The sequence below is a fragment of the Tumidithrix elongata BACA0141 genome (assembly GCF_036349135.1).
Classification (GTDB): Bacteria; Cyanobacteriota; Cyanobacteriia; order Pseudanabaenales; family Pseudanabaenaceae; genus Tumidithrix; species Tumidithrix elongata.
The window spans coordinates 15,489-34,695 of sequence record NZ_JAZBJZ010000017.1 but is presented as its reverse complement, the minus strand read 5'-3'; the positions used below and the strand labels follow the sequence as shown (position 1 = coordinate 34,695).

At 45.7% G+C, this 19,207-nt stretch carries 16 protein-coding genes; 6 read left to right on the top strand and 10 right to left on the bottom strand.

The features are described 5' to 3' along the window. Positions 1 to 37 precede the first annotated feature (37 nt). Positions 38 to 1,786 carry a CocE/NonD family hydrolase gene (locus tag V2H45_RS06425; RefSeq protein ID WP_330482796.1) on the bottom strand — a complete coding sequence of 583 codons (1,749 nt, stop codon included), beginning with the start codon at positions 1,784 to 1,786 and terminating at the stop codon, positions 38 to 40. Between the two features lie 13 nt (positions 1,787 to 1,799). After that, entirely contained in the window at positions 1,800 to 2,564 is a 765-nt protein-coding gene (locus V2H45_RS06420; RefSeq protein ID WP_330482795.1) for a pantothenate kinase, read from the bottom strand. Between the two features lie 41 nt (positions 2,565 to 2,605). Between V2H45_RS06420 and V2H45_RS06415 the strand changes: the two genes are divergently transcribed. Further along, positions 2,606 to 2,866 carry a hypothetical protein gene (locus V2H45_RS06415; RefSeq protein WP_330482794.1) on the top strand — a complete coding sequence of 87 codons (261 nt, stop codon included), beginning with the start codon at positions 2,606 to 2,608 and terminating at the stop codon, positions 2,864 to 2,866. A 234-nt stretch (positions 2,867 to 3,100) separates the two neighbouring features. Here V2H45_RS06415 and V2H45_RS06410 read toward each other — a convergent pair whose 3' ends face one another. Continuing rightward, positions 3,101 to 4,747 (bottom strand): SulP family inorganic anion transporter, encoded by a 1,647-nt coding sequence (locus V2H45_RS06410; RefSeq protein ID WP_330482793.1) that lies wholly within the window; start codon positions 4,745 to 4,747, stop codon positions 3,101 to 3,103. Between the two features lie 95 nt (positions 4,748 to 4,842). On the opposite strand from V2H45_RS06410, the gene V2H45_RS06405 reads away from it, so the two are divergent. From V2H45_RS06405 to V2H45_RS06395, 3 genes are all read left to right on the top strand, one after another. Next, positions 4,843 to 5,040 carry a hypothetical protein gene (locus V2H45_RS06405; RefSeq protein ID WP_330482792.1) on the top strand — a complete coding sequence of 66 codons (198 nt, stop codon included), beginning with the start codon at positions 4,843 to 4,845 and terminating at the stop codon, positions 5,038 to 5,040. A 223-nt stretch (positions 5,041 to 5,263) separates the two neighbouring features. Beyond that, entirely contained in the window at positions 5,264 to 7,267 is a 2,004-nt protein-coding gene (locus V2H45_RS06400) for a bifunctional aldolase/short-chain dehydrogenase (protein WP_330482791.1), read from the top strand. Between the two features lie 201 nt (positions 7,268 to 7,468). Further along, a complete protein-coding gene (locus tag V2H45_RS06395) occupies positions 7,469 to 7,990 on the top strand; it encodes a sterol desaturase (RefSeq protein ID WP_330482790.1) in 522 nt (173 codons plus the stop codon). On the opposite strand, the gene V2H45_RS06390 is transcribed toward V2H45_RS06395, so the two are convergent. From V2H45_RS06390 to V2H45_RS06365, 6 genes are all read right to left on the bottom strand, one after another. Beyond that, entirely contained in the window at positions 7,987 to 10,533 is a 2,547-nt protein-coding gene (locus V2H45_RS06390; RefSeq protein ID WP_330482789.1) for a sensor domain-containing protein, read from the bottom strand. The genes V2H45_RS06395 and V2H45_RS06390 overlap by 4 nt on opposite strands. Before the next feature lie 729 nt (positions 10,534 to 11,262). After that, positions 11,263 to 12,606 carry a glutamate-5-semialdehyde dehydrogenase gene (locus V2H45_RS06385; RefSeq protein WP_330482788.1) on the bottom strand — a complete coding sequence of 448 codons (1,344 nt, stop codon included), beginning with the start codon at positions 12,604 to 12,606 and terminating at the stop codon, positions 11,263 to 11,265. Positions 12,607 to 12,750: 144 nt separating this feature from the next. Then, positions 12,751 to 13,452, bottom strand: a complete 702-nt coding sequence (locus V2H45_RS06380; protein ID WP_330482787.1) for a response regulator — start codon at positions 13,450 to 13,452, stop codon at positions 12,751 to 12,753. Between the two features lie 110 nt (positions 13,453 to 13,562). Further along, on the bottom strand, positions 13,563 to 14,591 hold the full coding sequence (locus V2H45_RS06375) for a diguanylate cyclase (protein WP_330482786.1): 1,029 nt from the start codon (positions 14,589 to 14,591) through the stop codon (positions 13,563 to 13,565). After that, on the bottom strand, positions 14,578 to 14,955 hold the full coding sequence (locus tag V2H45_RS06370) for a response regulator (RefSeq protein WP_330482785.1): 378 nt from the start codon (positions 14,953 to 14,955) through the stop codon (positions 14,578 to 14,580). The genes V2H45_RS06375 and V2H45_RS06370 overlap by 14 nt, the downstream gene beginning before the upstream one ends. Before the next feature lie 234 nt (positions 14,956 to 15,189). Beyond that, the gene (locus V2H45_RS06365; RefSeq protein WP_330482784.1) at positions 15,190 to 16,341 is read right to left on the bottom strand and encodes an NAD-dependent epimerase/dehydratase family protein; all 1,152 of its coding nucleotides are present in this window, start codon (positions 16,339 to 16,341) and stop codon (positions 15,190 to 15,192) included. A gap of 384 nt (positions 16,342 to 16,725) precedes the next feature. Between V2H45_RS06365 and V2H45_RS06360 the strand changes: the two genes are divergently transcribed. Then, positions 16,726 to 17,562 (top strand): tetratricopeptide repeat protein, encoded by an 837-nt coding sequence (locus V2H45_RS06360; protein WP_330482783.1) that lies wholly within the window; start codon positions 16,726 to 16,728, stop codon positions 17,560 to 17,562. Between the two features lie 131 nt (positions 17,563 to 17,693). On the opposite strand, the gene V2H45_RS06355 is transcribed toward V2H45_RS06360, so the two are convergent. Continuing rightward, positions 17,694 to 18,230 carry a CAP domain-containing protein gene (locus V2H45_RS06355; protein WP_330482782.1) on the bottom strand — a complete coding sequence of 179 codons (537 nt, stop codon included), beginning with the start codon at positions 18,228 to 18,230 and terminating at the stop codon, positions 17,694 to 17,696. A 376-nt stretch (positions 18,231 to 18,606) separates the two neighbouring features. Here V2H45_RS06355 and V2H45_RS06350 point away from each other — a divergent pair, with 376 nt between their 5' ends. Beyond that, positions 18,607 to 19,122: an RNA recognition motif domain-containing protein gene (locus V2H45_RS06350; protein ID WP_330482781.1), complete on the top strand. Its 516-nt coding sequence runs from the start codon at positions 18,607 to 18,609 to the stop codon at positions 19,120 to 19,122. Positions 19,123 to 19,207: the final 85 nt, after the last annotated feature.

Genomic DNA, 19,207 nt, shown 5'->3' with positions numbered 1-19,207 from the left:
AGGCTCTGAACTTAGGCTCTGAACTTAGACACTGGATTTAAGCTCTGAATTCCCCTGTAAGCAGCGGCAAATGCAAGCAAGAAGGGAATTCACCACTATGATAGATCTGCTGCGTTGCCTCGATGAAATCGCTCACATTAGCAGAGGTAGGGGATTGCTTTGTGTTGGAATGTCGTTCGATCAGGGGGAATGCGGCTGAGGCGATCGCCACACCAATGCGATGTCCTGAGAGAAAGCTATAACAGGTAGGACGCAAGCGAATTTTATATTCTGTCACGAGATCGGTGTCGATCCATTCTGCGGCTTCCCAAGATTTATGAAATTTGGCACGCAGTACGCCCATGGATACGAGCATCTGCTTTCCATCTGGATGAATATCTAATAATTTAATTACCCAATCAGTATCGGGTGCAGAAGTCACAGCATAGAGGGTGAATTCTGCTGTGCCAGCTATGCTTAAATTTTCTGCTAGCACATCGCCCTTGTAGACTAAAACATCCCAACGTTGATGGGTGGAACGCTGATCGCAGGGTACATAGGCTGTGCTGGGATTGGGAAGGCGGGGGTCGTAAACGTAAATATCGGGTAAAGATTCAATCGTTGCTTTTTCGGCTTTCAGTTGATGCTTGTCATGTAGGAATAGATCTTTGTTCTTTCTGTATTTATCCAGATTAGAATTCTTATCATTAAAATCTTGAAGAATGAGCCAACGATTTTCTCCCATCAAAAATAGTTGTGCAGTTGGTTTCCTGTCGCTGCGCAATCGCGAGCCTTGACGTTGGGTGACGATACCGTTATCAATTCCTTTGAGCCAGTAGTCAAACCAGTCGATTTGCAGTTCGTCAATGTGGGAAATCGCAGCTTCACCAAAGTCAACCTCTCCGACCTTGGGTAGCCATGGCATATGTTGCCATGGGGCAACAACTAAATGTTGAGGCTGTCGTGTTGCTAGTTTTGCCATATGGTAGGTGTTCAGTGTGGCTTCGATAAACAAATCTGACCAACCTGCTATATGTAAAGCGGGGATATCATAGCGATCGAAATAGCTGACAGGATTTAATTTCTGCCAGTAAGGATCGTTCGGCTGCTGATTGCCAATCCAATCAAACCAAAAGTGTTTTACCGATTCTTGAGCTTCTGATTGGAATAGCTCTAAGCGATCGAGGGGCGCGAAATTTAGCCATCGCTCCATTTGTTTTTGCGCCTCAAACAACTGTGTTGCCTGTGGCTCTTGTTTGAGGAACTGCGCCCGATTTTGAGTGAGCTGTAACGCCCAAGTCAGGACGAAGTCTAAGCACAGAGCGCCACCAAAATAAAACCAACCATGATAAAAATCTGCTGTTGCCATGGCTGGACAAATTGTTGTCAGTCCCGCTGGTTGCATCACCGCTGCTTGAAACTGAGTTACCCCTTGATAAGAGAACCCATACATGCCGACTTTCCCATTTGTCCCTGATAAGATTTGAGCGCACCACTGTACTGTGTCAAACCCATCTTCATACTCATGGCGAAAGGGATAGAACTCGCCGCCCGAAGTGCCGCAACCTCTAACATCTTGGATGACGACGATATAGCCTCGATTGGCATACCAACTCGGATGGGCGTAGGTAACCGTGGAAGCGATCGCTCTCCCATAGGGCAACCGCATTAAGAGCACAGGTAGGGGCACATCAACACCTTTGGGACGGTAAATATCCGCAGTGAGGTTAACGCCATCTCGCATGGGGATAGGAACCTTGCGCTTGATCGTGACTTTAGAATGGAAAGAAGATAGCTTAGGTGTCATGGGCTGGGTTCTCTCACTTAAACGCTCTAGCTTGCATAGAAGATTTCCAATATTCTCGCATTCCCCAAAAAATCAGATTGGGATCGAAATGCCAATCCAGAATACCCCCAAAAATCCCCCAATCACAGAACCTTTCCCCATCGCCACCTGTGACCACGATGTGACTGTGAGGAAATCGCGATCGCCAGTCTTGCACAAAAGCTGTTACCGAGGCGATCGCACTGTACGCAACACCACTTTGGATCGCAGAAATGGTATCGATCGCCCAGCGGGGTGGTAGCTGTGTAGGGAGGTCTACAACAGGTAATGCAGCCGTTGCTGTCTGTAGACTTTGCACCTGTGTCCGCAACCCAGGCAAAATTGCGCCACCGACAAACTGGTTAGCGGCATCCACACCTGTAAACGTCAGCGCTGTGCCTGCATCAACCACCAACATCGGTAAACCATAGGTAGCCGTTGCCCCCCACAAAGCCAAAGCACGATCTACGCCCATCGTGGCATAAATGCCCTGAATTGGAATTTGTTGGGTGGTCACGATCTGGGTTTGTGGCAAGCCATGCCAAGGCGTAATGAAATCGGGTACGACTGAGGCGATCGCGATCGGGACAAATTGGCTTGCGGTGTGAGTATCTGGGAATAATTCTGCGAGCTGTTCGGCTAAAAGCGAAATTTCATCATGCTTACAGGCGTAGTTTGCGATCAAGTCAGAGGCTTGAAATACCCCTACCTTTAGTCGAGTGTTACCAATTGCGATCGCTAACCATTGTCTGTTACGCATATTTAGGCATAATATGACGAGAAATTACTTAGTATACGAATATGCCAAGAGAACCCAGAAAACCAGACGAATATATCGTACATCTCAAATTGGAAGGTGGGCATGAAGTGCATATACGGTTTAACACCATTGAGGAGGTTAAGACTTGGTATGCATCTCAGTTTAAAGCCAAAGCCAATGAGGACGATCTATTACCCTTGCCTGTCAAAGCCGATCTAAATGAGATCCTCTTGGTTCGTCCCAAACGGGTATCGGCAATTCATGTCGAACCAAATTTCTCATCTAGCGTTGAGATGTTTTAATCTCAATCACTCAACTTACGGGGGACTAGAGCATGTAGCGATTAACAGCTACGCAAAAGAAACTTGCATCAGCGAGTTAGGTTAATGCTAGATTTAATCCGCGCAGAGCGTTCGGTGAGCGCTCAGTTGAGGCATGGATTTTGTCCATATTTTTAGGTGTGGTTTCACTGCAAACCATTTTTTGCTGTAAGGTTTAAGAGATTTCAGGCACTAAACCCAATCTGTCACAAATATTTAGGGAATTGGTATAAGAGGGGTAGGAATACTTGGCACAATCGCGTGCAGCGCTTTTTCGGTGGACTCAAAGCAGTTGTCTCGACCGATCTCTGCAAGTAGCCCGCTACGCTCTAGCAGCCGCTCTACCTCTGGGCGTAGGGCGCTAAATATCAACTGACAGCCATGTCGTTTGAGGTCGCGATAGATTTCTTCTAGTGCGACGAGTCCAGTAGTGTCCATAATCGGAACATAGCGCATTCTCAAAATTAAATATTTCACATCTGGGGCATCTCGTAGAAACGAGACGAATTGCGCCGCAGCACCAAAGAACATGGGGCCATCTAGCCGATACACGGCAATCTGCTTGCTAAACTCCAGCGGTACACCAGGGGGAAACACGCTCTCTTCTGGCATTTTTACGAGACTCAGTTCGCTCATGCGCTTGATAAACAAAATTCCTGCTGCAATCAGACCCACCTCAACTGCTAGTACCAAATCAAAGCAAACCGTAACGAGCCAAGTCAACATCATGACGGAAAAGTCGGCGTAGTTTGTATGCACTAAAAAGCCGATCGCTTTCCATTCCATCATGCGTACGCTCGTCACCATTAATATGCCAGCGAGTGCCGCTAGAGGAACCTGTGATGCCAGCGGAGCCAGTGCTAAAACGATCGCTCCCAAGGCTAAGCCGTGAATCACGCCCGAAAGACGGGTCTTGCCACCCGAACGCACGTTCACCGCTGTCCGCGCGATCGCACCCGTAGCAGGAATGCCCCCAAAGAATGGGACGACGATATTGGCTAATCCCTGTCCGATCAGTTCTCGATCGCTGTTGTGGCGATCGCTGACGGTCAAACTATCGGCAACCACTGCTGACAGCAACGATTCGATACTACCTAATGCTGCCAGAGCGATCGCGGGATTAATCAATTCTCGAATTAGCCCAAAATTATCCCAATGGGGAATGAAATGCGGCATCGGTAATGATTGCGGAATCATGCCAATTGTCGGCACATCTAAATGACAAAAAGAAGCAACCAGTGTGGCTACGACCAAACCGACTAAAGAGCCGGGAATAGATTGATTGATGCGATTCCAGAGTAGCTTGGTGGCGATCGTCAGCACCGCCAATCCCGCTGCCGCCCAGTTGATGCCTTCTAAATGTATTATCGTTTCCCAAAAAGCAGGGAGAAAATGCTCTTGACGTGGCAACTGTAAGCCAAAAAAATTGTTTAACTGACCGCAAAAGATAATTACAGCAATCCCGTTCGTAAATCCTGCGGTAACGGGGTAGGGAATAAATTTCACCATTCGGCCTAGTTTGGCGATGCCCAGAGCCACTTGGATAATCCCTGCCATTACACCTGCAATCCATACTTTCTCAATGCCATACTTGGCAACGATGCCCACCAGCACAACCGCCATCGCTCCTGTCGGCCCCGTGATTTGCACGGGAGAGCCACCAAATACTGCTGCAACAATCCCTGCGACGATCGCGGTATAAAGTCCTGCTTGGGGCTCTACACCACTTGCCACCGCAAACGCCAATGCCAAAGGCAATGCCACCACTGCTGCGGTGAGTCCTCCTGCTAAGTCCCCCCGCCAATGAGAAAACAACCCATGGGGGCTGAGGTGCTCGCGCTCGGCTGTATTTGTTTGTGTCATGTTCTCCTCATTCCTACGATGAATTTTGTTACTTCAGCTTTTTCCGAAATTCTCACAGTTCAATCCCAGATTTTCCTTGGAACGTAGGGGCTGAAATGAATTCAGCGTCTATATTGGGACGAGCAACGATGGAATTTTTACGACTTCCCGAATGCGATCGCGCGATTCCTTTTGGTTCTGGCAGGCGATCGCGCGTCTTCATTGCTAAAATCTCCAATGTTGAACAGGTTGCAAAAAACTTTGGTGCAGTCATGCAAGAAGCGATCTTCAAAGTAATTGCAACGTTTTTGTAGCTTTACTTAAGTATAACTAATTGGTTTTAAAACAATAAAGTGGATTTTAGCTAGGTGATCGCTTCGGAAAAAGGCCTTCATGAGTTGAGAAGTCTGGTGGCTTTTAAAATACTAGACAGGTGGGAGAGTTAAAGCCGCAAAACATCTAGTTCTTATGATTTTCACGAAAATCCAAAACATTATATGATGTAAAATTCGGGAGCAGAGCATCTTTGAGGTAGCCGTGAAAAGTTTGTGGGACGATCGCGAAGCGAAGCAGTATCAAGGGGATTTAGCCCTGCGGGTCTATACATCACGTTTGTTGGGACGCGATCCTTCGTTGGTGCTGCATGGAGGTGGCAATACTTCAGTCAAAATTCGCGAACAAAATCTCGTCGGTGAAGAAGAAGAGATTCTCTATGTCAAAGGCAGTGGTTGGGATTTAGAGACAATTGCCGAAGCTGGCTTTGCCCCCGTCCGCATGGCTCACCTATTGAAGCTAGCGAAACTTCCTGTTCTCTCAGACTCGCAAATGGTGAACGAGTTAAAAACCCAGATGACCCGTGCCAGTGCGCCTGCACCATCGGTCGAGACCATTCTACATGCTAGTTTGCCCTATAAGTTTGTCGATCACACCCATGCCGACGCCGTAATCTCTGTTACCAATACATCGAATGGATGGGAACGCATTCGCGAGATTTATGGCGATGATGTCGTGGTGATTCCCTACGTGATGCCGGGGTTTGACCTAGCCCGAGTCTGTGCTGAGAAGTTCGCTGCTGAAAAGTGCGATCGCACGATTGGCATGGTGCTCATGAATCACGGCATCTTCTCTTTTGGTGCAACTGCTGCTGAATCCTACGAGCGCATGATTGCCCTCGTCGATCGCGCTGAAGTCTATTTGCAAAAGCATAAAGCTTGGGAAATTTCACCGATAGCCCCATCCCAAACTTCATCTAAGCCTTTATCTAACTCACTAGAACCTCAGCCGTTACGCTATGCCCTCGCCCAACTGCGTGCGAATGTATCAAGGGTAGCGGGATTTCCTATGATTTTGAGCCGACAGGTCGATGAGAACAGCCTAGCCTTTGCCCAACGCGAAGATGTCGGACAGATTTCCCAGCAGGGGTGTGCCACACCCGACCATGTAATTCGCACAAAGCGTTTGCCACTGGTTGGTAGGAATGTCAGAGCCTATGCAGAAGCCTATCAAGCGTATTTTAACGAACATGCCCAAACTGCAACACAGCCAGTTACTATCCTCGATTCCGCACCACGAGTCATCCTCGATCGCGAACTGGGGTTATGCGCGATCGGGCGATCGGCAAAAGATGCTGCGATCGTCGCGGATATTTACCAGCATACGATGGAAATCATTCAGCGTTCCACCAGTTTAGGGGGGTATCAAGCGCTCCCTGCCAGCGATATCTTTGCTGTGGAATATTGGGAACTGGAGCAAGCGAAGCTCAAAAAAGGAAGTTCCTCTCCAGCATTTACAGGAGAAATCGCCCTAGTCACGGGAGCAGCATCGGGGATTGGCAAAGCCTGTGTGGATTCGCTGTTACGGCGTGGTGCCGCAGTGGTCGGTCTGGATATCAATCCTGCCATTGAGACTTTGTACGATCGCTCTGATTTTTGTGGCATTACTTGCGATGTTACCGATGAAGTTGCGATCGCTGATGCCTTGGAACGAGCCGTTCAGACCTTTGGTGGACTCGATATGTTGATTCTCAATGCTGGCATTTTCCCATCTGGATGCCGCATCGATAGCCTTGACACGGCAACTTGGCAGCGAGTGATGCGCGTAAATCTTGATGCCAATTTAATCTTAATGCGCGAAAGCTATCCTTTTCTCAAATTGGCTCCAAAAGGTGGACGCATTGTTGCGATCGGCTCCAAAAACGTTCCCGCTCCAGGTCCAGGAGCCGCTGCCTATTCGGCTTCCAAAGCAGCATTGACCCAACTGATGCGGGTTGCGGTTTTAGAATGGAGTGGCGATCGCATTCGGATTAACTCGCTCCATCCCAATGCCGTGTTTGATACGGGTATCTGGACGGAGGAGGTATTGCAGTCCCGCGCCAAGCATTACGGGTTGACTGTGGAGGAATACAAGACCAATAACTTACTGAAGGTCGAAGTCACCAGCCGCGATGTTGCAGAGCTAGCAGCAGAAATGTGCGGGTCGTTGTTTGCCTGCACGACTGCCGCTCAGGTTCCAATCGATGGAGGCAATGAAAGGGTAATTTAAATCCCCAACTTATCTTTATTTGGGATATCTAGCCAAGCGATCGCGACGAATTATCATTTCTGCTTTATGCTAAATTGCTTTGGCTCGATTCTCTTTCGGAAAACTACCAGAGCTTAATTTGTACACATCCATATCTTAAACTTCGTATAAACAAGGCTTTAACTTCACCTTCTACCATTCGGTTAGTAGTGAGGATTTGTTTTGGAAATTATTAAAGCAATTACAGCAATTTGGCTTTTACTTCTACTTGGGGACTTCTTGTCTACCTTTCTGTATCATGTACCTGAGCATGTATTTGGCAAGTTTCACACAATTGTGCATCACGGCAAAAACCGCAGTTTCCTTCATTATGCGGTCTTAACTAGAAATCCACTCGTTATCCTTGACGGAGTTCTTGGTGCACTGCCCTACTTTATCTTTACCCCTTGGTTGTGGCAGCTATCTCCAGTTGGAACGGTGATTGGGCTTTTGTTGGGTGAATTTCATGTGGTTTGGCGACATGTTTCTATTTTGAAATGGAAAACCCCTGAGCCTTTTCTTACCCTATGTAATTTACTATTTATCACCACACCCGAACGGCATTGGCAACATCATCTCAATGCCTTTGCCGCCTATGGAGATATCTTTACTTTTTTTGATGCGCCAGCCCAAAAATGGTTGACCTTTCTCCGTTTTGTGAGGCGTAAGTTTAAGCAATCTAATCATGTTAGAACGGCTAGTTAACGTAACGCTCTTTTTTCTACAAGCATCTTTGTGACTTCGTCTGCGGGAAGTGGCTTGCTAAATAGATAGCCTTGAATCGCATCACATTTGAGTGATTGTAAGAAGTTTAATTGTTCCATGGTTTCTACGCCCTCGGCGATCGCTTTTAGCTTGAGACTATGAGCCATGGCAATGATTGCAGTGGTGATGGCAGCATCATCACTGCTTATGTTTATATCTCGAATAAACGAAATATCGATTTTTATCTTTCTCACTGGGAACTGCTTCAGGTGACTGAAGGAAGAATAGCCCATGCCAAAGTCATCAATCGAAATCTGTATGCCCATTTTATAAAGTTTCTGAAGCAATGCGATCGCGGTGGCTTCATCCTTCATAACCACGCTTTCGGTAATTTCTAATTCCAAATATTTTGGATCTAGACCAGTCTCTTCTAAAACCTGTGCTATCGTTTCTACGAAATCAGGAGATTGAAACTGGCGCACGGAAAAGTTAACGGACATACCTATCGGTAGCAGTCCCATATCCTGCCAAGCTTTATTTTGCGAACAGGCTTGACGCAATACCCACTCCCCTAAGGGCACAATTAACCCATACTCTTCAGCTTGAGGAATAAATTTTCCAGGCTCAAGCAGCCCAAGTTCGGGATGTTGCCACCTAACGAGTGCTTCCATTCCTATAATCTGCCCTGAATTGAGTTCTACCTGTGGCTGATAGAACAGGCGAAACTCAGCATGATGGAGTGCTTTTCTAAGACTATTTTCCATAAAAGCATGTTCAAATACGCTCATGCCGATCACATGGGTGTAAAGCTGATAATGGTTTCTTCCCTGTTCTTTAGCGCGGAACATAGCGGTGTCAGCATTTTTCATTAAAGTCTCTGGATCTACTCCATCATTGGGATAGAAACTAATGCCGATACTCGCACCAATATGAACTTCCTGTTGGTTAAGGATAAAAGTTGCTTCTAAACTTCTTAAAATCTTTTGTGCGACGCTAATCGCATCTTCTGCTCCTCTAATTTCTGGCAATAAAATCAGAAACTCATCACCTCCCATTCGGGCGAGGGTATCACTTTTGCGGATAGATTTGAGTATGCGTTGAGAGACCGCTTGTAAAAGCGTATCGCCTGCCGCATGCCCTAGGGTATCGTTGACAAATTTAAATCGATCTAGATCGAGAAATAGAACCGATAGGCTCGGAGCAGATTCATCGGGGGTGACGTGACTGTTCTGTGCGTTTCTCTCTTGCCATTGCCTTTCTGCTAAAGCGATCGCTTGGTTTAATCGATCTCTAAATAGCGATCGATTGGGAAGATCGGTTAGGGAGTCATGAAAAGCTAAATGGGCAATCTTGGCTTCGGCTAGCTTTCGCTCTGTAATATCCTCGACAGTGCCTTCATAGTATAATAGCCGTCCTTGAGCATCACGAATCGCACGGGCATTTTCAGAGATCCAAATTTTCGTACCATCTTTACGCCGAACTTGAGATTCAAATCGCCAAATCACATCTTGGGCTCGGAGCGTCTCAACAAATTCGATTCGTCGTTGCGGATCGACATACAATTGAGTTGAGATATCCGTCAATTCATTCATTAAGTCTTCGGGTGAATCATATCCATAGATACTGGCAAGCATAGGGTTTGCCGTGATGTAATGCCCATCCTCTGTTGACTGAAAGATACCTCCGACAGAATTTTCAAAGATACTGCGATACTTTGCCTCTGCTTGTTGGAGCGCTGCTTCGGTAAGTCTTTGTTCGGTAATATCATGAGCTAGAACAATTCTTGCAGGTTGTTCGTTATAGGGAAGGGAATGGGAAGTTACCTCCACAAAAATGATGGTTCCATCCCGTTTGCAATGTCTTGACTCTTTTGAGAACAGGGTATCTTCAGGCACTGTCTTGAGGCGCTTTAACAATGCAGGTATATCTTGCTGAGGGCAAATATCTTGAATGGTCATCGCCAAAAATTCTTCGCGACTATAGCCATAGTGCTGAATTGCCGATGTATTTACACTCAAAAATCTGAGTGACTCTGTATTGTAAATCCACATGGGATTTGGATTGCTTTCAAATAAAAGACGACTGCGCTCTTCTGATTCTTTGAGAACCTTCTGCGTGCGATCGCAATCGGTAATATCTTCAAATTTATAGAGAAAGTACCACTCGCCACGCTTAGACTGCAAAGGATAAATGCTAAACAGGATATTGACACTTTGACCTCCTTTACGCAGGCAACGCATGGTCATATGACAGATGTCAATATCACCAATGAGTAGCCGATCTTTGGTGAGCACATAGGTGGCAAGATCGTCGGGGTAAGCGATCGCAGCGAAGTTTTGCGTCTTTAATTCGGCAGCAGTATAGCCAAGGAGTTCGCAAAAAGACTGACTGACTTCCCAAAAATCCCCATCTAAAGATGATGAAAACACACCAATCGTGGCATTTTCTGTTTCCTGAGCAATGCGTAGGATCTTTTTGAGCTGCTCTTGCTTGATCAGTTCCTGATAAAACGGCCTTAAATTATCTAACCTTTCCTCTGACAATGGCTTATCGACTACGAATGTCTAAATATTAAGGAACTGAAAATTTGCATGTGATGATCGAGGTATTGATTGCCTACTCTCTACATTCTATTTCTCTATATTCTATCGTTGATTAGGAAGATGAATATTTACAGATTTCAGGAGTCATTTGCCCAAGGGTATACCTCTATAAACCTTTAGATTGGCATATATACAATCTATTTATGCAAATGGTTAAGTCGTTATTATCCAAAAACGAGTATCCAAAAACGCCCTCTTTCTAAGAGGGGTCAGGCATCATCTTTTCCGTAGAATTTACCTGTTTGTGATTTCTGAGACATGATAATAGCATTGAGCGATCCGTATTTATTCACGAAAAAATTCGTTTGAGATATTGGTTCTAATGGCTTCTGATTGTTAATGAATTTAGGATGAAATTCTGGATGAGATTGTATCTAAAAGAGCTAAAGTAACCTCAGTTCAGGATAAGAAAACCTGAAACGCTATACATCCCAAGAATCCCCCCCAGCCCCCTTTGAAAAAAAGGGGGGAGAACTTACTTGTCCCCCTTTTTTCAAGGAGGATGCCCGATAGGGCAGGGGGATCAAACCTCTCGGTTCCAGCAAGTCGGCTTGATTTGTTCCGAAATCCTTAACCCGAACGCAGGTTAAAGTAGTAAAGATAAAAGATTAAGAGATTGTGCTTTCCCATTCTACAAATGGAAATGCATGAGATTTGGACGAAAATAGACTACGTTAAATCCTTATGGGTAAAGGTTTTGGCATCCTTGCCGCTGTAGCTTGCCACAATATGACCATCACCAATCAGTCGATATTTGTAGGTAATCAGTCCTTCTAGTCCCACAGGACCGCGTGGGGGCATTTTTTGGGTGCTAATGCCCACCTCTGCACCAAAGCCATAGCGAAACCCATCGGCAAAGCGCGTAGAACAGTTATGAAAAACACCAGCAGCATCGACATCACTTAAGAAGGTAGCAGCGGCATTTGGATCCTGTGTGACGATCGCTTCGGTATGTCTCGATCCGTAGGTGTTGATATGCGCGATCGCCTCTTCCAACGAATCCACAATCCGAATCGCCAGGATCAAGTCGCTGTATTCAGTAGCCCAATCACTATCCGTAGCTTGCAGAAGCTCTTTCGTCTCCCCACCGCACTGTTGCATGATTTGCAACGTCCGATCGCATACGCGCACTTCCACACCATGATTTTGCAAAGCTTGAACCGCAAAGGGTAAAAAATTGGCTGCGATCGCAGCGTGGACCAAGAGTGTTTCAATCGCATTACAAGCCGCAGGATATTGAGCTTTGGCATCAACCGCGATCGCGATCGCTTGGGCAATCTCTGCACTGGCATCGACATACAAATGACAAATGCCCTCCGCGTGACCTAACACAGGAATGCGGGTATTTTCTTGGATGTATCGGACAAATTGATTAGATCCTCTGGGAATAATTAGATCGATCAGCGAGTCCATTTGCAAAATTGCTAAGGTCTCAGCACGGGTCGTTAAAAGTTGGATCGCATCTGGAGAAACAGACAGTTCTTTCCCTATCTCGGCTTCCTTGAGGGCTTGATGAATTACCGCCACGATCGCTTCACAGGAGTTAACCGCCTCGCTGCCACCTTTGAGAATGACACCATTCCCAGATTTAATTGCCAAGGCGGCGATTTGTGACACTGCATCAGGTCGAGCTTCAAAAATTACACCCACAACACCTAAAGGACAGGTAATGCGCTCTAGGGTTAAACCCGTATCCAGCTCTCGATGAATTTGGGTAATCCCCACGGGCTCAGCCAATCGCACCATATCCCTAACTCCCGCAACCATACTCGCCAACTTGTTGCGATCTAACTTGAGACGATTGAGAATGGCAATGGGCAACTGCGCAGATTTAGCCGCCTCAACATCTTTTTGATTGGCTTGTAAAATCCGATCGCCGTTTTGTTCCAAAGCAATGGCGATCGCTTCGAGAGCAGCATCTTTGGCTTGGGTTGGCAACTTAGCAAGGGTTCGCGCTGCTGTACGCGTGACTTGGACAGATTCAGCCAGCGATCGGGTTAGAGTAGTAGTCATATAGAAATTCAGTTGTCAGAGATTTAGAGCCCATTAGGGCTTAGGAATTTAGTCGTTTAGGCATGAGGTGATGGGTTTGCTTACATGCTAAAGGCTAATAGCTAATTATCCACGATCTCTATGCGATCTTTAGGCGCTCATGGTCTAATCAACAATTTGGATGCGACCTTTGGCAATGCAGTCAAAAACATGAGAAATTTGGGAGTTTTGCTGTTCGCTGAAGGTGCGATTAGAAAAAATCGAGTTGTATAGAGCCTTACTGAGATATAGATACCCTTTACGGCTAATCTTACCTGAGTTGAGAATCCGAAACACGACTTCTTCAACGGTCAACTGATCGGTCGGTCTACCTTTGGTTGTCTCTTCAGGTAGTTCAAACCGATCTGAAGGCGGTGGGCTGTCTAACTGGAGTGTTGTCTTGAACGTACCCACCCGACTAGGGAGAGGAGTCTCTGGCACCGAATTCGTGTCTTTGGGAATACACCGCGCGATCGCTGCTTTCAATAAAACGGGCTCAAAGGGTTTGGTGAGATAGTCATCTGCACCGAGTTCCATGCATTTCATCACACTTTCCATCTCCTCGATCGCTGAGATCATGATCACGGGAATTCCACTCATAGCTTCGTTAGACTTGAGTCTAGAGAGTACGGTGTATCCATCTATTTCAGGCATCATAATATCCAGCAAAATCAAGTCATATCGCCGCGATTTTGCCATTTCTAAAGCTTCTCGTCCATTCACAGCCATCGAAAAATTGAAACCCTCGTTTTTTAAGCGACGCGCGAGCGTTTCACGATTCATCTCATTGTCATCAACAATTAAGACATTAATATCCCTATTTCCCATAGATAGCGTGCTTCCCCTGTAGCAATTGGACTATGTTTAGTGTTTCTCTGAGCAATTGCAGGCTCAGTAGGCTCAAGCGATCGCCAACCTGTAGGCATGACATCGCCTCGTTAGGCCAACTCTCGAATCACCAAAGGTTGATCTGAGCAAACGACGACGCGATTTCGTCCTTCTCGCTTAGCTTGATAGAGGGCTTTATCGGCATTGCCAATCATTTGATCGGATGATGATGTTTGGTATGCAATATTTGTGGTTACCCCAATACTAATCGTGACGTACTTGCTCACTTTAGACAAAGCATGAGGAATTTCCAGAGCCTCAACACTATCACATAATTTCTGTGCTATGAGCATAGCACCGTCAGCACTGGTATCAGGCAAGATCACAGCAAACTCCTCGCCCCCATAACGCGCTGCTACATCCCTAGGACGACAGATCGTCCTTTCTGCAACCATCGCCACTTTCCGCAAGCATTCATCCCCAACCAAGTGTCCATAGGTGTCGTTGAACTGCTTAAAAAAGTCAATATCAAAGATAATCAACGAAAAAAATTCTTGATTGCGCACCGAAGTTTTCCACTCACGAATGAGGGTCCGATCGAAGTAGCTGCGATTGGCAATACCTGTCAGTCCATCTTGTCGCGTCATCAGCTCAAGCTTATTTTTGACCTCTTCGAGTTCCTTATAGGCTTCTCCAAGTTCCTTATAGGCTTCTTCGAGTTTTAGGCGATTGAAGGTCTCTTGATCGCGCAAGCACTTTTTTTCTAAGCTAGCACTGATACGGGCTTTGAGAATAGTGCGATTGTAGGGTTTGGTTAGATAATCTTCAGCGCCAAGCTCTATACAAGCTGCTATGCGATCGACTTCATCGAGGGCTGAGATCATGATCACGGGGATATGTCGCAAATGAAGATCGGCTTTGAGGTATTCAAGCACTTCATAGCCATTGATCACAGGCATCATAATGTCTAGGAGCACGAGATCGATCTTCTCGGCATTGAGAATTTCGATCGCCTGCTGACCATCTACTGCCATCCGAGTTTTGCCATACCCTTGGTGTTTAAGATGACGCTCTAGTAGATCGCGGTTCATCTCATTGTCATCAACGATCAGTAGAACAAAATCCTTAGTTGGTGACATATTTTGTTAGTAAAGCTTGGATTTTGCCTAAAAGCCGTGCGAACTCTACAGGTTTCGTGTCGTAGTCATCACATCCAGCATTGATGCCTTTTTCGCGATCGCCTGCCATGGCATGGGCAGAAAAGCCGATGATCGGAATTGTTTGGGTTGAGGGCATCGATTTGAGCTGCTGCGTTGCTTGCCAACCATCTAAAACGGGCAAACTCATATCCATCAAAATTAAGTCAGGATTTTCCGTTTGAGCCATGGTCACACCTTCTGCACCATCCAAGGCAACAACGATTTGAAACCCTTTGCGTTCTAAGCGACGCGAGAGCATATCTCGGTTCATTTCATTGTCTTCGACTAGTAATATCTTTGGCATTACCGCTGTTTCTTGTTTGATATTTGTCGATGGCGTCGAAAGGCGTTTTATGCCTAGCAAACTAGTGATATTTCAGTGCCTAGAAGCAACTAGCACTAGCAATAATGACTAGGGAGGAACACACCCTAGATTTCTTAAAAAAGTATAGTCCCCTCTAAATATATATAAGTATAATGCTATACCCTAGAAGCATGGAGTATAGCGGCTTTCATTGCAAAAACGATCTAAAGCTAATTATCTGCGCCAAGATACCTTGGGTAGGATTTGAGTTAGATCGATGCGATCGCGATATTTCACGGCAAAATTTAACAACGAATCCAATAAGGCATCAGACAGGAAATGCGGTTGTAAGCCAAGGTCAAGCAGATTCGTATTCTTGGCATTGAAATAATGCTCTTCCAGCTCTACGCGAGGATTATCGAGGTGATCGATTTCTACCTTGATACCCATGGTTTGACCAGCTTTTTGCACCATATGGGCGAGGTCAAGTACGGAGAACATTTCGGTAAATTGGTTAAATACGCGCAATTTGCCCTGTTCGGCGGGGTTAGCGATCGCAATTTCAATACAACGCACCGTATCGCGAATATCTAAAAATCCGCGTGTCTGACCGCCTTTACCATAGACCGTGAGTGGATGCCCGATCGCCGCTTGAATGCAGAAACGATTTAAAGCCGTGCCAAAAACGCCATCGTAATCTAGTCGGTTAATCAAGAGTTCATCCATACCTGTTTCTTCGGTGAGAACCCCATAGACAACGCCCTGATTTAAGTCCGTTGCTCTTAGTCCCCAAACACGGCAAGCAAAGTGAATATTAAGTGAATCCTGACATTTACTAACGTGGTAAAAACTGCCTGGCTGTTTAGGATAGGGCAGGGTATCTTTGCGACCGTTGTGCTCGATCGTGATATAGCCTTCTTCGATGTCAATGTTAGGGGTGCCATATTCGCCCATCGTGCCCAATTTGACCAGATGACATTCCGGGCAATGCTCTTTGATCGCGTAAAGAATATTGAGCGTACCCACCACATTATTCACCTGCGTAAGCACGGCATGTTCGCGATCGATCATAGAGAAAGGAGCCGATCGCTGTTCGCCAAAGTGCACTACTGCGGAGGGTTCAAACTTCGCGAAGGCATCTTGCAAGAAATCGTATTTGGTAATATCCCCAATAAATAGGTCGATCTTTTTACCTGTGAGATCTTGCCAATGGGCGATCCGCTTTTGAATCGAGGCGATCGGGGTAAGTGTGTCTACCCCTAACTCGCTGTCCCAGTAGCGCCGAATCAAGTTATCGACGATGCCGACTTCGTAACCTTTATTTGCTAAATGTAAAGCCGTAGCCCAGCCACAGTAACCGTCACCACCAATTACTAGTACTTTCATGAAAATTCCGCTTCCAGCTTAACTAAAATCTTAAAATTTGCTTGTTTTTGGCTTAAGATTTACCCTATCAGGAATTGCTCCTCTTGCTGCACGAAAATCCATATTTTTGTGATTAAGATTACATTAAGGTGGTAAGTAGCGATCGCTAGACCAGCTCTTCAATTCATCCCATTTTCAAAAAACTGAGACCTCTATTTTTTAGCCACCACTGCCATAACTTAGGAAGCAGAACTTAGAATCTCGATCTGTCGCAAAGGTCATTAAAATTAGCAACACTTATAAACAAGCGTATAGAAAGAAAAAAGAAGCTTGTAGAAAAAAAGAAGAGGAAATCAATCTAGGCTATTCTCTAGAGCATTGCAGAACTAAAAATGGATGGAACCTATGGCGACAGATGATTTAGATAGCAATTCCAAACATATTCATCAGGTCGATGGTCAAACAGCGATCGCCCATGTCAAAGCTGGCGAAACCTATTTGGCGAAAGGCAATATTCTAGAGGCGATTTCTAGTTTAGAAAAAGCGATTCAGCTAAATCCCGAACTGACCATTGCCCATATCACGATCGGGAATGCCTATCAACAGCAAGGATGGCAGGAACTCGCGATCGCACATTATCAAATTGCCCTAGAACTTGAACCCAAAGCTTTCACACCAGAGTCCCATTTAAATTTAGGCGATACACTACAAACTAGAGGAAAGCTAGAGGAAGCAATCAGTAGCTATCAACACGCGGTAAGTCTAGAGCCGCTCAACACAAAAGCCTATCGTGCACTCACTGCAATTTTTATCGCTCAAGGGAATACAGAGGCAGCAGCGGAGGTTTATGCCCAAGCAACGGCAGCAGATATCGATTTAATCGGTGCAAAAGACTATAACGATTTGGGAATTGCTTGTTTGCAATTAGGGCAATTCGATCGCGCGATCGATCACTTTCACCAAGCCATCACTGCCCAACCTGATTATGCCGATGCCCATTGCAATTTGGGCAATGTGTTTGTGCAGCAAGGCAATCTGCGGGACGCGTTGATCTCTTACCAAGAAGCTTTGGATATCGATCCCCGATTCGATCAAGTTTATTTCAACTTAGGGTTAGTCTTGATAGGACTCGATCGCAAAGAAGAAGCGATCGCATGCCTACAGGCTGCGATCGAACTCAGACCCGGCTGGCCGGAAGCTCAAGAAAAACTGAACCTTTTGCAAGCCAATACCAAAAAGTGAATAAATACTGAAGGCAAAGCAAATCCTGTGTGGGATATGAAGAATGCTTCTGTGGGTTAAAAAGTTCAAGGAAATAACCTCTGCATTTTCCAAAACTCCCCCTCCACAACCAACCCCGAATTCCTCAAACCTTAACGACGAGGCGTCGCAAATACCTGTACCCAGTAATACCGATAGCGAGAGTCTGGAGCACTGGCGTAGCCAAACCCAATTTCTGTAAACCTAGGATTGAGAATGTTAGCGCGATGTCCCGCACTATTCATCCATTGTTGAAGGGTGTCCGTGGGATTTTGTCCGCCCGCAGCAATGTTCTCGCCTATAAAACTGTAGGTATACCCTGTGGCTTTAATTCGACTTGTCATACTGGAACCATTACGACCTGTATGACTAAAGTAATTGTTTTTTGCCATATCAATCGCATGATTTTGAGCTGCTTTTCTTAATTGTGAAGATAGCTTGAGCGGTGCTAAACCGACCTTCTGTCTCTCTAGATTGGTTAGCCGCAAAAGTTCAGCTTCATAGGCATTTTGGCTCGTATTTTGAGCGATTGGGGTGTAAAGGTTGGTTATGGGTCTGGCGATCGCAGGGGTAGCCGTCCATGCGGCAATCCAGAGAATATGTACGGGAATTGAGGCGATCGCCATCCTTAACAATTGTGAAGAGCGCATTGCGTTTTAAGTGACTGTGATTGATAAGTACTTGAATTTAGCCTTCAGACTGCTTATACGGCACTCAAGTTCCAAGCTGTTGAAATTTAAAGGGTTTGCTGGCTAGATCGGTTCAAATCTCGCCGTTATGTATGCCCAATTATTTAAAGCCACCCCAGCATTTTTGAAACGTTTACCCTGCTTAAATTTTCATTGCCATAAACAAGCAAATCATTGTATGGTATTTTGATAGGTGGCGTGAAAACGTCAAAAAAAGTTAAATGTTATACAACACGCAGCACATTCGATTTTAAGTTTTAAGTGCACAAGTCTTTTTAGTCATTGCTGCTGCAACCCAACTCTTGAAGATTTCAAAATATAGAGGTTTCTCAGTATCATGTCCATTCGTCTTTATGTTGGCAACTTGCCATCCGAATTAGATCGTCAAGCGTTAGAAAAGATTTTTAATGAATCCGGTGATTCGGTTTCCTTAAAAGTAATTACCGATCGCAAAACAGGTAGATGTCGTGGGTTCGGCTTTGTGACCGTTGGCACGCCCGAACTAGCAGACACCGTAATCGAAAAGTTTAACGGCTTTGACTTTAATGGAGCCGTCCTAAAACTTGAGAAAGCACTTCCCCGCAGCAAAGGTAAGTCAGAAGATGGCGAAGGTGGTGAAGAGTCACCTCCCGATGCTGAAGGTACACCAAGCGTAGCCGTCTCAACTGTTCCTGCTCCTACCCCCAAGACTGCTGCTAGCAAGCGCAGCAAGTCTAAGCGCTCAGGTGGTGGTCGCACTGCTTCAACCTCTTCCTCTTCAACCTCTCTCGAAGCACACCAACCCGATCCCCGTTGGGCTAACGAACTTGAGAAGTTCAAGCAGCAACTTTTGGCAGCCCAAGCTGTGAATTAATTCGTAACCTCTATATAAATCTTCAAGAAACAAAAAGGGAGTAAGTTTATCTTGCCCCCTTTTTGTGTTTGTGTTTGATACTAGG

Bases quoted from the DNA above. Each gene is read 5' to 3' on its own strand.
- V2H45_RS06415 (WP_330482794.1), top strand. From the start codon at position 2,606: ATGCCAAGAGAACCCAGAAAACCAGACGAATATATCGTACATCTCAAA.
- V2H45_RS06355 (WP_330482782.1), bottom strand. From the start codon at position 18,230: ATGCGCTCTTCACAATTGTTAAGGATGGCGATCGCCTCAATTCCCGTA.
- V2H45_RS06350 (WP_330482781.1), top strand. From the start codon at position 18,607: ATGTCCATTCGTCTTTATGTTGGCAACTTGCCATCCGAATTAGATCGT.
- V2H45_RS06375 (WP_330482786.1), bottom strand. From the start codon at position 14,591: ATGTCACCAACTAAGGATTTTGTTCTACTGATCGTTGATGACAATGAG.
- V2H45_RS06410 (WP_330482793.1), bottom strand. From the start codon at position 4,747: ATGACACAAACAAATACAGCCGAGCGCGAGCACCTCAGCCCCCATGGG.
- V2H45_RS06370 (WP_330482785.1), bottom strand. From the start codon at position 14,955: ATGCCAAAGATATTACTAGTCGAAGACAATGAAATGAACCGAGATATG.
- V2H45_RS06380 (WP_330482787.1), bottom strand. From the start codon at position 13,452: ATGGGAAATAGGGATATTAATGTCTTAATTGTTGATGACAATGAGATG.
- V2H45_RS06385 (WP_330482788.1), bottom strand. From the start codon at position 12,606: ATGACTACTACTCTAACCCGATCGCTGGCTGAATCTGTCCAAGTCACG.
- V2H45_RS06420 (WP_330482795.1), bottom strand. From the start codon at position 2,564: ATGCGTAACAGACAATGGTTAGCGATCGCAATTGGTAACACTCGACTA.
- V2H45_RS06405 (WP_330482792.1), top strand. From the start codon at position 4,843: ATGAATTCAGCGTCTATATTGGGACGAGCAACGATGGAATTTTTACGA.
- V2H45_RS06365 (WP_330482784.1), bottom strand. From the start codon at position 16,341: ATGAAAGTACTAGTAATTGGTGGTGACGGTTACTGTGGCTGGGCTACG.
- V2H45_RS06425 (WP_330482796.1), bottom strand. From the start codon at position 1,786: ATGACACCTAAGCTATCTTCTTTCCATTCTAAAGTCACGATCAAGCGC.
- V2H45_RS06360 (WP_330482783.1), top strand. From the start codon at position 16,726: ATGGCGACAGATGATTTAGATAGCAATTCCAAACATATTCATCAGGTC.